Origin of the sequence: Gulosibacter molinativorax, from assembly GCF_003010915.2 — a bacterium.
Classification (GTDB): Bacteria; Actinomycetota; Actinomycetes; order Actinomycetales; family Microbacteriaceae; genus Gulosibacter; species Gulosibacter molinativorax.
Genome location: NZ_CP028426.1, coordinates 3431514 through 3448554, shown reverse-complemented (window position 1 = coordinate 3448554; position 17041 = coordinate 3431514). Strand labels below are relative to the sequence as shown.

The 17041-nt window shown below is 63.4% G+C and carries 15 protein-coding genes; 7 read left to right on the top strand and 8 right to left on the bottom strand.

Annotated features, from left to right (window positions below; genetic code table 11):
• Window positions 1–48 precede the first annotated feature (48 nt).
• A complete protein-coding gene (locus GMOLON4_RS16005) occupies window positions 49–567 on the top strand; it encodes an SRPBCC family protein (protein ID WP_026937280.1) in 519 nt (172 codons plus the stop codon).
• Here the strand turns inward: GMOLON4_RS16005 and GMOLON4_RS16000 are convergent.
• The 6 genes from GMOLON4_RS16000 to GMOLON4_RS15975 all read right to left on the bottom strand — a co-directional run bounded on the left by GMOLON4_RS16000 (window position 499) and on the right by GMOLON4_RS15975 (window position 7579).
• Window positions 499–861: a hypothetical protein gene (locus GMOLON4_RS16000; RefSeq protein WP_265576783.1), complete on the bottom strand. Its 363-nt coding sequence runs from the start codon at window positions 859–861 to the stop codon at window positions 499–501. The two genes, GMOLON4_RS16005 and GMOLON4_RS16000, sit on opposite strands and share 69 nt — an antisense overlap.
• Before the next feature lie 111 nt (window positions 862–972).
• Window positions 973–2763 (bottom strand): DUF2207 family protein, encoded by a 1791-nt coding sequence (locus GMOLON4_RS15995; RefSeq protein WP_156892049.1) that lies wholly within the window; start codon window positions 2761–2763, stop codon window positions 973–975.
• A gap of 326 nt (window positions 2764–3089) precedes the next feature.
• Window positions 3090–3584: an HNH endonuclease gene (locus tag GMOLON4_RS15990; RefSeq protein WP_026937278.1), complete on the bottom strand. Its 495-nt coding sequence runs from the start codon at window positions 3582–3584 to the stop codon at window positions 3090–3092.
• 436 nt (window positions 3585–4020) lie between these two features.
• Entirely contained in the window at window positions 4021–5082 is a 1062-nt protein-coding gene (locus GMOLON4_RS15985) for a C40 family peptidase (protein WP_051267021.1), read from the bottom strand.
• A gap of 410 nt (window positions 5083–5492) precedes the next feature.
• Entirely contained in the window at window positions 5493–6647 is a 1155-nt protein-coding gene (locus GMOLON4_RS15980; RefSeq protein WP_051267020.1) for a M23 family metallopeptidase, read from the bottom strand.
• Between the two features lie 248 nt (window positions 6648–6895).
• On the bottom strand, window positions 6896–7579 hold the full coding sequence (locus GMOLON4_RS15975; protein ID WP_026937277.1) for a metal-dependent transcriptional regulator: 684 nt from the start codon (window positions 7577–7579) through the stop codon (window positions 6896–6898).
• A 103-nt stretch (window positions 7580–7682) separates the two neighbouring features.
• Between GMOLON4_RS15975 and serC the strand changes: the two genes are divergently transcribed.
• Window positions 7683–8795: a phosphoserine transaminase gene (gene serC, locus GMOLON4_RS15970; RefSeq protein WP_026937276.1), complete on the top strand. Its 1113-nt coding sequence runs from the start codon at window positions 7683–7685 to the stop codon at window positions 8793–8795.
• A gap of 155 nt (window positions 8796–8950) precedes the next feature.
• Here the strand turns inward: serC and GMOLON4_RS15965 are convergent, their stop codons facing one another.
• Entirely contained in the window at window positions 8951–9853 is a 903-nt protein-coding gene (locus GMOLON4_RS15965) for a DUF3027 domain-containing protein (protein WP_169516525.1), read from the bottom strand.
• Window positions 9846–10229, bottom strand: a complete 384-nt coding sequence (locus tag GMOLON4_RS15960; protein WP_026937275.1) for a cold-shock protein — start codon at window positions 10227–10229, stop codon at window positions 9846–9848. Before GMOLON4_RS15960 ends, GMOLON4_RS15965 begins: the two co-directional genes overlap by 8 nt.
• Before the next feature lie 255 nt (window positions 10230–10484).
• On the opposite strand from GMOLON4_RS15960, the gene GMOLON4_RS15955 reads away from it, so the two are divergent.
• The 5 genes from GMOLON4_RS15955 (at window position 10485) to GMOLON4_RS15935 (ending at window position 16896) form a co-directional block, all read left to right on the top strand.
• Window positions 10485–10754 carry a hypothetical protein gene (locus GMOLON4_RS15955; RefSeq protein WP_146137473.1) on the top strand — a complete coding sequence of 90 codons (270 nt, stop codon included), beginning with the start codon at window positions 10485–10487 and terminating at the stop codon, window positions 10752–10754.
• A gap of 7 nt (window positions 10755–10761) precedes the next feature.
• A complete protein-coding gene (locus tag GMOLON4_RS15950) occupies window positions 10762–12501 on the top strand; it encodes a helicase-associated domain-containing protein (protein WP_026937273.1) in 1740 nt (579 codons plus the stop codon).
• 64 nt (window positions 12502–12565) lie between these two features.
• On the top strand, window positions 12566–14206 hold the full coding sequence (locus tag GMOLON4_RS15945; protein ID WP_026937272.1) for a DNA repair helicase XPB: 1641 nt from the start codon (window positions 12566–12568) through the stop codon (window positions 14204–14206).
• Window positions 14207–14352: 146 nt separating this feature from the next.
• On the top strand, window positions 14353–15051 hold the full coding sequence (locus GMOLON4_RS15940) for a response regulator transcription factor (protein ID WP_026937271.1): 699 nt from the start codon (window positions 14353–14355) through the stop codon (window positions 15049–15051).
• A gap of 6 nt (window positions 15052–15057) precedes the next feature.
• Entirely contained in the window at window positions 15058–16896 is a 1839-nt protein-coding gene (locus GMOLON4_RS15935; protein WP_026937270.1) for a sensor histidine kinase, read from the top strand.
• Window positions 16897–17041 lie beyond the last annotated feature (145 nt).

Below are 17041 nucleotides of genomic sequence, written 5' to 3'. Positions count from 1 at the left end.
CGTAGACAACGGCAAGGCATTGTGGGTCAATTTCATAGACTAGGGAGCATGCCGCAATCTCTCGAAGCCTCAGCGATCGTCAATCTCACCCCCGATGAGGCGTTCGCCCTCGCCCACACGCTCGGTGCTGACCGGATCTCGTGGGACAGCCACGTCGAGAAGCGGATGCTGCTTCGGGATGCACGGGCGCTCGATCGCGGGGTCCAGGTATTCGAGCGGGTCAACGATGGTCGTCGCCTGATTCTCGAATACGATGTGTGGTTCCCCGGCCAGGTATCGAGCAACCACATGGTGAAGGGCCCATGGTGGCTTGCCGACTACGGCGAGGGCTGGCACTTCAAGGCCGTGGACGGCGGCACGAAGGTGACCTGGAAGATTACCTATCGCCACGCCGCGCCGTTCCTGAGCGAGCAGCTGGGCGCAGCGATGAAGCTGTCCTTCCGCACCGAGCTCGATCAGCGCTTAGCCGACTTCGTCGCGGCGAGCCTCGACGCCGACCTAGTCCAGGATGCGGTATCCGGCAAGCTCCCGAAGTACGCGCGCCATCGCGAGGCAGGGACGGCCTAAACCGCGAGCTCTAGTCCGCCGCGGGGACTCGTGTCCCGATCCGTTAATTCGTTTCAGGTATCTGGCGATGGATTTGAGGATATCCTCGTCAGTCTTGGTCCAGATGAACGGCTTCAGGCTCTCGTTCCACGCCTTCACCAAGGGATGTTTGTGCGTGGAGTAGTTATCAGAGATCACATGCACGTCGAGGTGTTCGGGGACGTTCGTATCGATCTTCTGGAGGAACTTCTTGAACTCGATCGAGCGATGCTTGCGATGAATTGAGGAGATCACCGTCCCGTCGGCGGCGTTCAGCGCGGCAAACAGGCTCGTGGTGCCATGCCGGACATAGTCGTGTGTGCGCCGTTCGGAGTCGATTCCAGTGTGTCGATGACCACCTGTTCCACACGGTCCGAGTACGCAACTTCAGCGTCCGCCGACGGAACCCCCACCGATGCCACCGCCAGCCATTCCGCCACCGCCAAAGCCGCTCGAACTCGCCCCACCAGTATCGCCTGAGGTGAAGTGTGTACTCCGAGGCTGCCCAAGCTGCGTGACCGCCGATGCAAACACCAGAGGATGGTATCCGTGGAACCAGTCCGGGGTCGTACTTACCGACTCGTACTTCGCTTGCAGTTCTTTCACCCAGGTTCGTTCGAGCCCGAACAGGGACGCATAGGGCAGCAACCGTTCATAGACATCGATCACGCGCGCATCTGCCGCGTGAGCAGCCGCAGTTTCTGCTGATTGCAATGCCTGGATACGGTCGGCCTCAGCAAGCCTGATGTAGTCGCGCAGCCCACACAAATGATCACGCGCTAGCGCACCCGTTGGAGTACGCAGCCAAGTCGTAACGGACCGCGAAACCGCAGCCATGATGACCAACAGTAAGAAGTTCAAGAGGAATAGGTTGATCAAAGCACCGCCGTTGACAATCAGCATGACAATAAATGAGGCGAACGATAGGAGGATAGACGGAACCGCTACCCACAGTGTCCGCCGCTTTGCAGCGACGGCAGCCCCAGAATTCTCGATGAAACCCTGCTCGACCATGGATGCACGCGCAACTTCGACGAAACGCTGGTACGCGCTGCCGACTGATTTGTTTCCATTGACTGTGACGATCACGTCACGTGGGAATAGCACCGATTCGACGAACCGCTGCTCGATCCGTGGCAAATCTGCACGACTGTATGACTGCCGCAGGCGCAGTTCCTGCCTCCGCTTTCTTATCCCCCAAACGCGCGGCGAGTCATTCTCTGTGGCCGATTCCTCGATGGCGAGGGCACCGTGCACAGCACCGTAAAGGACACTCGAGGAGAACGCGCGACGCGAAAGCCCAGGCATGAGGTGGGCTGCTATTTGCGGTGATACGTCCGAACGTGGCTCGTAGTGCGGTACAATCGTCCCGCCCGGCGCGTGGCGTGATCGTCGCAACTGCACGACAAGCAGCGCGGCGCTAACAAACAGACTCGCGAACGAAATCACCGCCACAACAAACGGGAACCAACCGATCCGGTCGAGAAGCGAAAGTTCCGGCACCGTACCCTGCTCGAATCCGAAGTTCAGAGTGACTGTCACGTTCGGGGTCATCGGACTCGGCGCGATGTAGTAGCTCAGGCCCTCCTCGAGAATCTCGCACTGATCGGTCGCGCCGGCCCGGCCAATGTAGCAAGACGCCTCGCCAACGAGCGACTCAGCGAGTTCCGGGTCCAATATGACCCGAGCCGAAAAGGACACAATGCGCTGCGGCCTCCACGTTGGGAGGAGATCAGCATATAGCTCTTGGACTTCTGGATTCCCCAGGTCATCGATCACGTCACGCAGGGTGTATGTGAGGACGTAGGTCTGAATGCCGTGAACGAACTCTTCTCCCCCGATTTCAACCGTCAGTTCCCCATTAGATACATGGCTCTCAAACTCAACCTTGTTGTCTTGGGCATCGCGGACGTCGACGTCTGTGACCTCCAGCTGACCGTCGATAGTGTCGAGCGGCACGGTCCGCACAATGCCACGGTTCTGGTCAGTCAACGGAAACACTGGCACAAGCGTCTCCGTCACTTCAGCGTAAGAACGCTTTTTTCCGCCTGGTGTGCGCTCCAAACCGACGTACCAGTCGCTTGTCCACGACTCAAACTCGAAATCTCCGACGCGAGTTTGGTCCGCGGTATATTCCGATGACGAGTTGCCGAACCCTCCAAGCGCTTGAGCCAGCATGGCGACCAAAACCACCAGGTACGTCGCAAGCTTCCCACGATGCGACCTCCGCCTCTCCGCGTCCGGTCTGGACGAACGCGCCGAGTGACCTGAGGCAAATTGGCGAATCAATGCAATCCCTCCCGTTGCAACGCCTCAAATGTACCTATGCGGGCCTCACCGTAGTCAAACATCCGCCGAAACACTGACGACCACGCAGCCTCACGATCCGCCGACAACCTCGATCCCCTTGAACGAGAAAGTACGATCCTCTAGTGTGCCGCGGACTCTAGTCCGTCGTGGAGTCTAGGCCGCCGCGGAGTCTATGACGAGGTTCACACGGCGAGTCACGCTGCGAGGTACTGGGCCCACTCGGCAGCCACTGCGGTCTCGGTGCCGCGGAGGTGCCAGCGCTGCGGCATCGGCACACCCGGGCGATGGCGAAGCTTCCAACCCATCTCCTCCGGGGTCCGATCGCCCTTGACGTTATTGCAGCGCAGGCAGCAGGCAACGAGGTTCTCCCACGAGTCGCGCCCGCCGCGGGAGCGCGGCTGCACGTGGTCGATGGTGTTGGCGAACGCGTCGCAGTAGGCGCATCGGTGGCTATCGCGTCGGAGCACGCCCTTTCGCGACACCGGCTGGTGACGGGCCATCGGGATGCGGACGTACTGACGAAGCAGGATCACCTGCGGGCTCGCATGCACCTCGGTCATCGAACGCAGCGGTACCGATTCATCGGCCTCCAGCACCGAGGCTTTTCCGCCCAGCACGAGCACGAGTGCTCGGCGGTCAGACACGATCGAGATTGGTTCATAGCCAGCGTTGAGAACGAGGGTGCGCATACAGATCCTTCCACCTAGCCCCGTGGCTCGAGGCTTCCTCGGGAAACAGAAAACGGCACCGTCAAACGACGGTGCCGAGATGATGCCGACAGACGAACACTACTGTGCACGACTAAGGGCGACGCGATGGATATCGCGTGTAAGGAATGACGCTCAAACCCGCTGCAGGCGCCCGAGCACGCGCGAACAACCCTGGTGGGGTTGGTCTCGTGAACTCGCATGATGCCTCCACACGATAGGTCTGGCGTGCTGAAAGCGATAGTACCCGCCAGTCGGCCGGATACCACGGATTTCTTTCCCGACGTCACGAAAGGTTCACCTTGTCGTCGACTCCGGGTAATGCCGCGCGCGCCGGTCGATGGTGTACCGGCGGCGCTCGAGAAAAAGACAGAACGCTCCGCATTGGCGGAGCGTTCTGTCAAAGTCATCGCAGAAATTAGATGCGCACGAAGTAGTAGCTGCTACCAGCGTCGAGACCACCGATCTCGATCGAACGGCCTACGTCCGGGGAATCAACCATCTGGCCGTTACCGACGTAAATCCCAACGTGATAGCCGCCGAAGATGACGAGGTCACCAGGCTGCGGGTCAGACACGACGGTACCGAGGCTGGACTGACCACCAACGCTGTGCGGAAGGCTGATGCCGTGCTGTGCGAATACCCACTGGGTAAAGCCCGAGCAGTCCCAACCTGCGGGAGTGTTGCCACCGAACTGGTAGATACCGGTACCGATGTAGTTTTGTGCCGTTTCAGCCACATTCGCGCCGACCGCCGAGGTCGGTGCGGAGTATGAAGCCGTCGTCGCAGACGAGCTGCTCTCGCTCGACGAGTTGCTTTCGCTCGAGGACGACTCCGACGAGGCGTCAGCGGCACCCGAATCGCTCGGGGCAACTTCCTCTTCAACCGGCGTCTCGACGACGACCTCAGTGGCCGCGGCCTGAACGACGGATGCGTCAAAGCTCTGGATCGTGGTCGACTGCGCGTCAACCTCGATCGGCGCCGGGGTAACGACCTCGGCGGGCGCCTCTTCAGCGGCCGTCTCTGCCGGCTGCGAAGCGGTGTCATCGGCGGTTGCCGAGAGCAGGTTTGCCTGGTGCTCCTCAGCTGCGACGCTTGCACCCTGACCACCAACGGTCGTCAGTGCGGCGGCAGCGATTGCGGTGACCGAAGCAGCGGCGGCGAAGCCACCGGCGACTCGGCGGCGACGCTGTGCGATCAGCACGGGCGGGCGGTCGGCGCGAACCGAGAGCCCACGTGCGTCGAATGCCGCAGGAACGGCGACCGCTTCATCGGCCATCGGAGCGGCGATGCGGTTCACGAGTTCAGTCGGGAGGACCGAGACCAGCGCGTCCATCTCGTAGCGCGCGATCTCGCCCGTGTCCTTGGTCTCTACCGAAGGAACGATGCCGGCGACGGGACGAACGCCGGTACGGCGCTCGATCTCACGAGCCTGGCGACGGGTAAGCGGCGCAGTGGCGGTAAGCGTGGTGTTTTCCAAAGTTCGACCCTCCACGTCGCCCGGCTAGTGCCGCCCGCCCCACAAAGTGCTGTGGATGAACAATGTCGAGGAGCGGGATTGCGACGCCCCGACATGATCTGAACACGGATGTGTTCGTCGATATCTACGAGCGTAACGAAAGATCTCGGAAATGTCACGTCCTGGTGACAAAAGCCTTACGAATCGATAACGGATTTCGTCATTCGTGTTGAGCTGTATGGTTGCCGACCCGGCAAGCTCGAGAGTCGAGTGGGGGCAAAACCCGCAGATTCACGGGGATCAACCCTGTTGCGACGGCAACCTGGACAACCATACACGATCTTTGAAGACTTTCAGAACGACGCGAGCCACCCGAAACTTTCGAGACCGGGTCTCGAAGAGGTAACGGGTGGCTACGCGCTGAATAATCGTTAGGGAAGGATCGACAGCGGGTCGACCAGCGAGCCATTCACTCGAACCTCGAGGTGCAGGTGCGCACCGTACGAGTTGCCGGTGTTCCCCACCGCGCCGAGTCGCTGACCCGCAGTAACGTGCTGACCCTGCGAGACCGAAATCGAGCCATCCTGCATGTGTGCATACAGCGACTCCACGGACTGACCGTTGATCTCGTGCGTCACCACAACGTAGTTACCCCAGCCACCGTGACCGTAAACGACGTCGGTCACAACACCGTCGGCAATCGAGCCGATCGGAGTGCCGGCTCCCGGCGTGAAGTCGGTGCCTTCGTGCATCCGACCGTCGCGCCAGCCGTAGTGGCTGCTCACCGAGCTGCCAGCGGGCCACACGATGTTGCCGGAAGGCGCGGGCGCCGAGGCGGTCTGCGAAGACGAGCTCGAGTCGGATGAACCCGAGTAGTCCGAAGCGGGTTCGGAGGTTTCCACCGGCTCAAAAGATTCAGCAGGCTCGCTTGACTCCACCGGCTCGCTCGACTCAACGGGCCCGCTCGGCGCGATCTCCTCGGCGGGCGTCTCGATAACGACCTCGGTCGCGGCAGCCTGGACTGCGGACGAGTCGAAGCTCTGAATCGTGGTCGACTGCGCGTCGACCTCGATCGGCGCCGGAGTGACGACCTCATTGGCCGCCTCGTCGGGCGTCTCGGTGGGCTGCGGAGCAGCATTCTCGGTTGTTGCCGACAGCAGGTTCGCCTGGTGCGCGTCTGCCGCAACACTGGTGGCCTGCCCGCTAAGCGTGGAAAGCGAAACGGCTGCAATCGCGGTCACCGAGGCGGCGGCCGCGAAACCACCCGCAGCGCGACGACGCCGCCGCGCGACAAGCGCCGCGGGGCGCGGGGCGCGAACCGAGAGGCTCCGTGCGTCAAAGGCGACGGGTACCGCGACTGCATCATCAGGGGAGTCCCCGGCCACGGGGCTCGCGATGCGGTCCACAAGTTCGGTCGGAAGCACTGAGATCAGTGCGTCCATTTCGTTTCGTTCGATCTCGCCGGTGTCATTGACGTCGACCACGGGGGCGATTTTCGCGACGGGACGAACGCCGGTACGGCGCTCAATCTCACGAGCCTGGCGACGAGTCAGTGGCGCATTGCCGGTCTGAGTAGTAAGTTCCAAAGTTCGACCCTCCACGTCGCCCGGTTCCTACCGCCCGCCCCACAAAGTGCTGTGGATGAACAATGTCGAGGAGCGGGATTGCGACGCCCCGACATGAACTGAACACAGATTGTGTTCGTCGATTCCTTAAGACCGTAACGAAAGATCACGAAATAGTCACGCTTTCGTGACTTAAAACTTACGGAAAGATAACGGCGTTCGTTATCAGCGAAGTTTCGAGCGCTCTCGACTTCGGCAAGATGGCGCGGTTATTTGGCCACGTAGATGTGCCGTGCCGCCTCAACCGGAATGATCACTCCGGCGTTTCGGCCAACAACGGTAACGATAAATCGCTCGCCAGCGTTCTCTACTGTCACGGATGCGCCCGGAAACACTCCCCCGCCATGCAGCATCGCGAGAAGGTCGAGATCAGCCTGGACGGGCTCGCCAAGCCGGCGCACGAGCTGTGGTCCCGCATCCGCGCCGACCTCGCTGAGCGCCTGAACCCCATCAAGAAAATCCGTGCTCATCTGCCGACCGTCGTCCTCGGCGGTTGGAATCGGGGTGCCGTACGGCGAATGCGTCGGCTGGCCAAGCAGATCAAAGATCCGTTCTTCGGCCTCATCGCTCATGACGTGCTCCCAGCGGCATGCTTCGTCATGAACCTGTGACAGGTCAAGGCCGATCACGTTGGCGAGAAGCGACTCCGCGATGCGGTGCTTGCGCATGACCCGCGTGGCCTTCTCACGGCCTTGCTCGCTCAGAACGAGGCGGCGGTCGGGCGCCACTTCGACGAGGCCGTCTCGCTCCATACGCGCAATAGTCTGCGAAACGGTGGGGCCCGAGTGGCCGAGCCGTTCAGAAATTCGCGCGCGAAGCGGCGTGATGCCCTCTTCCTCAAGGTCGAGAATGGTGCGCAAATACATCTCAGTGGTGTCGATGAGATCAGTCACGACATTCCCTCCCCTCTCAATATCCCTGCGGCGTTCGCGGCGCGTGAACGACACATGCAAGCCTACCGATCCGAAACCCCACGAGCGCTCTAGGCTTGTGCCCATGACCGAAATTCGTATTCCGGCAGATCTTCTCCCCCAGGATGGAAGATTCGGATCCGGCCCCTCGCTGGTGCGTACCCAGCAGCTTGACGACCTCATGGACCGTGCCACCACTGTGATCGGCACGTCGCACCGCCAGCAGCCGGTGAAACAACTCGTCCACGATATCCGAGAGGGTATCGCAGACCTGTATCGCGTGCCCGACGGTTACGAGGTACTCCTGGCCAACGGTGGCGCGAGCGCGTTCTGGGATGCTGCGGCCTTCGGACTTATCGAAAAGCGCGCACAGACCGCCGTGTTCGGTGAATTCAGTTCGAAGTTTGCGCATTCGGCCTCGGCCCCGTGGCTCGAGGCTCCGGATGTTCGCGAGGCCGCGGCGGGTTCGGTGGCCCGCCTTGAGGCCGCAGAGGGCATCGACCTCTACGCGACGGCTCACAATGAGACCTCCACCGGTGCGATGGTGAGCATCGAGCGTGTCCAGCATGACGGCGCGTTGACGATGGTGGATGCAACCAGCGCCGCTGGTGGTATCGCGGTCGACCTCTCGGCCACGGACGTGTACTACTTCTCGCCGCAGAAGAATTTCGGCTCCGACGGCGGGCTTTGGCTCGCTGTCGTGTCCCCCGCCGCGATAGAGCGCATCGAACGCATCGCCGCATCCGACCGCTTTATCCCCGAGTTCCTCAGCCTGAAGCACGCGATCGACAACTCGCGCAAGGATCAGACGCTGAACACGCCGGCGGTCGCTTCCCTCTCGCTCCTCGAATCGCAGGTTCGCTGGATGAACGAAAACGGTGGGCTCGAGTTCGTGGATGCGCGCACCCGCCAGTCGTCGAACTTCCTCTACGAGTGGATTGCCCACAACCCGTGGGCGTCCGCGTTCGTTGCGGAGGAGCAGTATCGTTCGCAGGTCGTCGTGACAATCGACCTCGACGAGTCCGTGAACGGTAAGGCCGTGACATCGGTGCTGCGCGAGCACGGCATCGTCGACATCGAGCCGTACCGGAAGCTCGGTCGCAACCAGTTGCGAGTCGGCACCTTCGCGTCAGTCGACCCGGTGGATGTGTCGAGCCTGGCCGATTGCATCACCTACGTCGTCGAGCGACTCGACTAGACGAAACCTGCCGCGACGCACTGAGGCGCGACACGCTAATGGCAACACACTGAGGGCCTGGTACCACCGAATCGGTGGCACCAGGCCCTCAGGGCTTATCGCGAGAGTTCAGCGCGACGCCCTGCTCCGCGGGGAGTCGCATGACTTGGAAAGCACTAGCGCCCCGACTCGTCGTCAGTATCGGTTTCTTCGAATGAGACGCCGTCGAGAGCCTCGTCCATTTCCTCCGCGTAGTCGCGAATGTCTGGCGCGACGGGCAGTTCTTCCTTGGTGGCAGACGATGCGTTCATCGCGGGCCGAACCCGACGACGGGTGCGCGACTTGGCCTTGGCGCCGCCCGACTGCTTCTGCTCGCCGTGCTTCTGCTCGTCCTGCTTCGACTCCTCGGCGCCGCTAATCACGTCGTCCGAGTTGGTGTGAGTCGCGGCACGATCGGTGGTCGCCGCGCGCTCTTCGTCGCCCGGAACGGAATCGCCCTCGGTATCGGCATCAGTATCGGTATCGGAATCGGAATCGACCGCGTCCTCGGTCTTCACCGATTCACCACGGCGACGCAGTCTGGTCCGCGTGCGCTTGCGCGTGCGGCTGCGCGGGCTCGCCTCGGCGTCGCCTTCCGCCTGTTCGTCAGCCTCCGGCAAGAGATTGCCGTGCGAGTCGTGCGTCGCGCGGAAACGCGCGAGGCGCTTTGCCCAGGGCACCCACTCGGGCGCGAGCAGCGCATCCTCACCGGGAAGCAGTCCGCACTCGAGCACGGTAGGCGCGTCCGCACCATCGATGCGCGTCAGCGCCGCAGTCCACCACCAGTCGCGGAACCCAGGCGAGTTTGAGACGAATCGCAGCGAATAGATCCCGTCGCCCTCGTCGACGACATCGTGGAAGTCGCCAATGAAGTTGAATTCGGTGATCTCGCGCAGCGCGTCCTCGGCGAGCTCGATCGATTCCGCCAGCTGCTCCGGAGTCAGTTCGAGCGGTGGCGCGGCCTGGGTCGTGTCGGCAACCGTGGCCGACTCGGTTTCGATGTCGGCCGCGGGCTCGCGCGAAGAGTTGACGTCAGGCATCGAGATCATCTGCCACTCGGCGCAGCATCGCCGCGATCTTGCTGCCGGTCGACGACGGCGGGTACTGGCCGCGACGCAGCTGGCCGCCGACCTTGTCGAGCACCTTCACGAGATCCTCCACGATCACCGCCATGTCGTCGGCCGACTTGCGCTTGAGCTTCACGACGGACGCGGGCGCGTCAATCACACGAACCGAGAGCGCCTGCGCGCCCTTTCGACCATCGGCGATGCCGTACTCGAGCCGGGTGCCCGGCTTGAGGGACGTGACCTCCGGCGGCAGCGCCGTCACGTGGAGGAACACTTCCTGGCCGTCGTCGCCCTGAATGAACCCGAATCCCTTGTCTGCGTCGTAAAACTTCACCTTGCCAGTTGGCATGGCTCATCTCCTTGTGCGCTCAAGTTCGGCGAGCGCGTCGTACTTACTAACTGAAATCATGGCGCAAGTGCGCCTGTGAGGCACGGGTGACCCGAAACCGGAGTCCGCCGGACGGTCGTTCCCGAACGTGCTCGCGCCTCGCCGCAGTCCACCCATTGTCATGGGATCCCGCTACGGCGGTGTGCGCGGTGTCGCACAATGTAACTAGTCTACCCGCCGCGGCATTCCACGGCCCGAGTCGACTAGGCTAATTCGGTGACCAATTCGCAAGACGACATCCGAGCATCCACGATGGAGCGCATCCTCGCCTACCTCACGGTCGGGATCGCCGCTATTTCGTTTGTCGCGTTGTTCACCGTCCTCCTCGCCCCACTGTTCGGCGTCGACTTCGCCACGAGCACCTCGTGGGTCTGGCCCGCGTGTGTGCTCATCGCCTACTGGGGCTTCCCGGTGGCCTTCGTTCTCCTGGTCATTTTCGTGATTTGGCGCGTGATAGCCAACCGGAGAGCACTAAAGAAGCAGTAGTTCCGCCGTGTCCACCGTTCCTGATTCGCTCCGCATTCTGTCGTCGCTGCGCAAGCTCGACGAGCCGGGCTTTGCGCGGCTGATTCAGGACCGAAAGGTCAATTCCCGTGCCGTCGAGGATCTGCTCGATCTCGCGGAGTGGCTCGAGGCACCGGCCAATATCGCGTCCGCGCTCGGCCGCCTCGACTGGCCGACGCTGCGCGGGCTTCGTCTCGGCAACGAGGATGCGCTGGATCGCGCGGCCGAGCTCGAGCTCGCGGTCGGCGAAGACGATGCACTCGAGCTGCTCCCCGAAGTTGTCCGGCAGCTTGCCACGCTCGTCCCTACCGTCACCAAATATCGCGAGCTCGACCGCAGCCAGCCCGAATCGGCGGGCACTGCATCCGCCCACGAAGTGACCCAACTCGCGAACGACGCGCTGTGGCTGATCGCGGTCGAGCCCCGGATCGTCCGCCGCACACGCGACCAGGCGCGGATGAGTGGCGTCGAGGTGCGCCGTCTCGCCACGCAGCTGGGTGCGGATTCGACCGTAGTCGGGTCGATGTACCGCTGGCTTCACGCCGCCGACCTCATCACGCCGGTCGGCGCGGCGTGGCACCTCACGGAGGACGGCGACGCATTCAGCTCGCTCCCCGTGACCGACCGGTGGCGCCGCCTGATCGACGCCTGGCTGGCGGAGCTCACCCTGGAATCGCTGCAGACGCTCACCGATTCCCTCGATCTCGTCGGTTCCGCCGATCGGTCGACATTTATCGACGACGGCGAAGACACGAGCGCGCTCACGCTCCTGGGAAATGCCGCCGCCCAGGTGGATTCCGCGGCCGCGCTCGGCCTCGTCGACCGCGGCGAGTTCACGCTGCTCGGCGCGCTCGTGCTGGACGACGACCGTGCCGAGGCCGCCGACCTTCTCGCGCAGCACCTGCCCGAGGAGGTCACGCAGGTCTACGTGCAGCCCGACCAGACGATCCTCTCGCCCGGCCCGCTCTCCGGCGCCCTCGATCAAAAACTTCGGCAGGTCGCCGATCTCGAGCGGCGCGCGCTCGCGAGCGAGTATCGCGTCACGCCCGCCTCGCTATCGCGCGCGCTGAACGGTGGGATGACCGAGGAGTCGATTCGTGCGCTCCTCGCTGAAATCTCGCTGACCGGGATCCCGCAGCCGGTCGACTACCTCATCACCAGCACGGCGGCTTCGCACGGCAAGGTCCGCGTGCAGGCCTACGACCGCGCGGCGAGCAGCTCGACCCGAATTCGGGTTGAGGATGCGCAACTCCGCGACGCGCTCGAGGTCGATACCGCGATCGGTACCCTCGCGCTTCGTCGCGAGGGTGAGGACCTCGTGAGCCGCGTCGCGCCAGCCGTGGTGCTCGCGGCCCTGCTGGATGCGCGCTACCCGGCCGTTCTCGAGGGCGCTTCGGGCGCGCTGGTCTCGCAGCGATCGCGCACGATCGCCACGCCGCAGCGACCGCAGCCCGGCCCGACCGCGGCGAAGACCGCGGCCGAGCTGGCGGTGCAGGCCGCCTCGAGTGATCAGCATGACGACCGCGGCACGTGGATCCAGCGGCGCCTTGAGATCGCCCGGCGCAACCGTGCGGAGGTGCACGTCGCGATCGACGTGCCCGGTAAGGACTCGGTGACCCTCGCACTTGTGCCGCTGTCGGTGGGCCCGCAGCGGCTTCGCGCACTCGACCTCGACGCTGACGTGGAGCGCACTCTCCCGATGCGCTCGATTCTGTCGATCGACGACTAGTCCCCGCGCGGAGTCTTTTCGCGGGGCTGACCGGAAAGCACCGGGGCCGGTACAATTGAGCGTTATGGCTCTTGGACCCCTCATTGTGCAAAGTGACCGAACCGTGCTGCTCGAAGTCGCACATCCGGACGCCAATGATGCCCGACACGAGCTTGCCGTGTTTGCCGAACTCGAGCGCGCGCCCGAGCACGTCCACACCTATCGCATCACGCGATTGGGCCTCTGGAACGCCCGAGCCGCAGGCCACACCGCCGACGAGATGCTCGAAACGCTCAACAAATACGCGAAGTTCCCGGTGCCCGAATCGGTCGCCTACGACCTGCGCGACACCGTCGACCGCTACGGCAAGCTCGTGATCGAACGCGATGACGAGGGCCTCATTATTCGCTCGACCGACGAGACCGTGATCCGTCAGATCGCGACCAATAAGAAGGTCGCGCCGATGCTCGAGGCGCCCATCGAGGGCGGCTATCGCGTGCAGGACTGGGCGCGCGGTTCGCTCAAGCAGCAACTCGTCAAGCTCGGCTGGCCCGCGGAGGATCTCGCGGGCTACACCCCCGGCACCCCGCACGAGATCGACCTCACCGAGGACGGCTGGTCGCTGCGCGATTACCAAAAGGATGCGGTCAGTAACTTCTTCGAGGGTGGCTCCGGCGTCGTGGTCCTCCCCTGTGGCGCGGGCAAGACGATCGTCGGTGCAGGCGCCATGGCTGCGGCCGATACCAACACGCTCATCCTCGTGACCAACACCGTCTCGGCACGCCAGTGGCGCGCCGAGCTGCTGCGCCGCACGACCCTGACCGAGGATGAGATCGGCGAATACTCGGGCGAATCGAAAGAGATCAAGCCCGTCACGATCGCGACCTATCAAATCCTCACCGCGCGACGGAAGGGCGAATACGCGCACCTCTCGCTGCTGAACGCCCTCGACTGGGGACTCATCGTCTACGACGAGGTGCACCTGCTGCCCGCGCCAGTGTTCAAGCTGACGGCCGACCTGCAGGCGCGCCGACGACTCGGCCTCACCGCGACGCTCGTGCGCGAGGATGGCCGCGAGAGCGACGTGTTCTCGCTCATCGGCCCGAAGCGCTTCGACGCGCCCTGGAAGGAGATCGAGGCTCAGGGCTTCATATCCCCCGCCGAGTGTTTCGAGATTCGCGTCGACCTGCCCTACGAGACGCGCATGGAATACGCCTCCGCGGCGGACGAGGATCGCTACCGCATCGCGGCAACCGCCGAGGTCAAGCTGGATGTCATGAAGGAGATCGTCGAAAAGCACCGCGACGAGCGCATCCTCATCATCGGCCAGTATCTCGACCAGATCGACGAGGTCGCCGAGACCCTCGGCGTGCCGAAGCTCACCGGTCAGACACCGAACAAGGAGCGCGAGGAACTCTACGAGGCGTTCCGAAACGGCGATGCCCCGATTCTCGTGGTCTCAAAGGTCGCGAACTTCTCGGTCGATCTCCCGGATGCGTCGGTCGCGATCCAGATTTCCGGCTCATACGGTTCTCGCCAGGAAGAGGCGCAGCGCCTCGGCCGCCTGCTGCGCCCGTCGTCGACAGGGGTCTCCGCATCCTTCTACACGATCGTCGCGCGCGAGACCGTGGATCAGGACTTCGCGCAGAATCGCCAGCGCTTTCTCGCCGAGCAGGGGTACGCGTACTCGATCCTCGACGCGGAATCGCTCACGGCGGTTGCGTAGGTCCTTGAGCCTGTCGAAAGGCCTTTCGATACGTCGCTCCGCGACAACTCCGGGTCCGTCGTATATCCCAAAAATCCCGCTCCGATCAGGGAACCTGGGAACGATCACCAGCGGGCCTTCAGCCTAGTGGGTCGATACTGGTCAGTATGAGTGACGGACCTAAGATCCTTGTTGTTGATGACGAACCGAACATCCGCGAGCTGCTCTCGACGAGCCTGCGCTTCGCCGGATTCATGGTTCGCACCGTCGGGAACGGTGCAGGCGCAATCGCCGCGGTAATTGACGAGGAACCCGACCTAATCGTGCTCGACGTCATGCTGCCCGACATGTCGGGCTTCGGCGTCACGAAGCGCCTGCGCGCATCCGGTTATGTCTCCCCCATCCTGTTCCTCACGGCGAAGGACTCGACCGACGACAAGATCGAGGGCCTGAACTCGGGTGGCGACGACTACGTCACGAAGCCGTTCAGCCTCGACGAGATCGTCGCGCGAATCAAGGCAATCCTCCGGCGCACTATGCAGACCGAGGAAGAGGCCGTCATCCGCGTGGGCGAGCTCACGATGGATCAGGACACGCACGAGGTGTTCATTAACGATGAACCAATCGACCTCAGCCCGACCGAATTCAAGCTGCTGCGCTACCTCATGCTGAACCCGAACCGCGTGCTCTCGAAGGCGCAGATCCTCGACCACGTCTGGGAGTACGACTTCAACGGCGACGCCGGCATCGTCGAGTCCTATATCTCGTACCTGCGTCGCAAGTTGGATGCGCACACGAGCGAGTCGCTCATCCAGACCAAGCGAGGCTTCGGCTACATGCTCAAGGTTCCGGGCACCAAGGTCTAATCGAACGTGGCCAAGCGCTTTCCGCGCTGGGACCAGTTCTCCCTCCGCAACCAGCTCACCATCGTCAATGTGGTGCTGCTTGCCTTCTCACTGATCGTGGCAGGCACCGGCACCACGTTGTTGTTGCGCCCAACGCTCGTTGGGCAGATGGATGCAAATCTCCGCTCGATCGCGGCGGATCCCTCGCTCGTCGTCGGTAGTGAGGCGAACACGGGCCAGTTCACGTTCGAACACATCCGTAACGCGCCCCAGCCCTACTACGTCGCCATCGTCGACGAGTCGGGACGCCTGCTCGTCGACAACTGGACAGGCCGGCCGCGATCCATCGCGCCAGACACGAGCACGATCCCGTTCGACTTGCCCGCGGATCCGGACGGGCCTTCCTACCCAATCGGCGAGATTCACGACGGGCTCGGCGCGCCCTGGCGTGTCGTGACGGTTCGCGAGGATCAGTACCAGGCCGACCAAGTTTACGGCACCCTCGTGGTCGCGATGCCCCTATCGAGCGTGAACGCCACGATGGCCAGCTTCCTCGCGATCTTCTTCGGCTTCGGGCTCTCCGTCCTGATCTTTGCCGCGGCGCTCACGCGCCTCATGGTGTCCGCGACCCTCCAACCGCTCCGAAAAGTGGAGGCCACCGCGATGGCCTTTGCGGCGGGCGATTATGACCAGCGATTGCCCGAATCGACACCGAATACTGAGGTCGGCAGGCTCTCGCGCGCCCTCAACTCGATGCTTGGCCGCATCGATTCCGCGCTGATTGAGCGTGATCGCACGATCTCGCAGATGCGCCGGTTCGTCGGGGATGCATCCCACGAGTTGCGTACCCCGCTCGTGACCGTGCGAGGCTACGCCGAGCTTTACCGCATGGGCGCGCTCGACAGCGAGGAAAAGGTTGATAGCGCGATGGACCGAATCGAGGGCGAGGCGAAGCGCATGGGGGGCCTCGTCGAGGACCTCCTCCAGCTCGCCAGGCTCGACGAGGACCGCGAGGTGCCCAAGGACGTCATCGACCTCGAGCCACTCGCCGAGGATGCGGCGATGGACACGATGGCGCAGGCTCCCGAGCGCACCGTCAGTGTGAGGCCCGTGTACGTGGTAACCGCCGACGATACCGAATACGACCCCGGTCAGAGCGCATTCGGGCATGCTGGTGCTTCCGAGCCCTTGTCCGCGAATCCGTTGCTCGAGTCAAGTGATGAAGACGTGGCGACCGCAGAGCCCGAAGAACAGGCGCCGCGAGAGCGCGGCGCCCGCCGTCGTCGGCTCGTACAAGCGCTGACCCCGCGCATGCCTCGGATGCGCCGCAACGCGGCGGCAACCGACGATGACCTCGCGGTTGATGACCAGCGCGACGCCAGCCAGGCCCCCGCCTCTGCCCCCACCCCTGAAATCGTGGAGCCCGCGGCGATGGCGCAGACCGACTCCTACGACGAGGACGAGGGCGACATCCCGGCGATGATCTACGGCAACAGCGACAAGGTTCGCCAGGCCATCCAGAACATCGTCGGCAACGCCCTGCGGTACACGCCCGAGGGCAGCCCGCTCGAGCTCGGCGTAGTCGTCGATGAGCCGCGCAAGCTCGCCATCATCGAGGTCATCGACCACGGCGAAGGCGTCACGGAGGAAGAACAACAGAAGATCTTCCAGCGCTTCTGGCGAGCCGACAAGTCCCGCGCGCGCGACACCGGCGGCACGGGCCTCGGGCTCGCGATCGTGTCGGCCATCATGCAGGCCCACGAAGGTACCGTGGACGTCGTGGACACGCCCGGTGGCGGGGCTACCTTCCGCCTCAAGTTCCCGCTGCTGACCGCACCGCCCGTCGAGGACGACTACTCCGCGTAATCGCGCACAGCTTTCCGCGTAATCGCGCACAGCTCTCGCCTCCGCTTCGGCGTTACCCGGTCGCGTATCCGCCTGTGGATGCGCTCTCCTCCACAGGTCGCGGGCGTGGCCACTCGCGGCGCGGATGCGCGGCCTACCTTGGTCT

Excerpts from the sequence above, each read along its gene's own strand:
- GMOLON4_RS16005 (WP_026937280.1), top strand. The coding sequence starts at position 49 with ATGCCGCAATCTCTCGAAGCCTCAGCGATCGTCAATCTCACCCCCGAT.
- GMOLON4_RS15995 (WP_156892049.1), bottom strand. The coding sequence starts at position 2,763 with ATGCTGGCTCAAGCGCTTGGAGGGTTCGGCAACTCGTCATCGGAATAT.
- GMOLON4_RS15990 (WP_026937278.1), bottom strand. The coding sequence starts at position 3,584 with ATGCGCACCCTCGTTCTCAACGCTGGCTATGAACCAATCTCGATCGTG.
- serC (WP_026937276.1), top strand. The coding sequence starts at position 7,683 with ATGACCGAAATTCGTATTCCGGCAGATCTTCTCCCCCAGGATGGAAGA.
- GMOLON4_RS15965 (WP_169516525.1), bottom strand. The coding sequence starts at position 9,853 with ATGCCTGACGTCAACTCTTCGCGCGAGCCCGCGGCCGACATCGAAACC.
- GMOLON4_RS15960 (WP_026937275.1), bottom strand. The coding sequence starts at position 10,229 with ATGCCAACTGGCAAGGTGAAGTTTTACGACGCAGACAAGGGATTCGGG.
- GMOLON4_RS15945 (WP_026937272.1), top strand. The coding sequence starts at position 12,566 with ATGGCTCTTGGACCCCTCATTGTGCAAAGTGACCGAACCGTGCTGCTC.
- GMOLON4_RS15940 (WP_026937271.1), top strand. The coding sequence starts at position 14,353 with ATGAGTGACGGACCTAAGATCCTTGTTGTTGATGACGAACCGAACATC.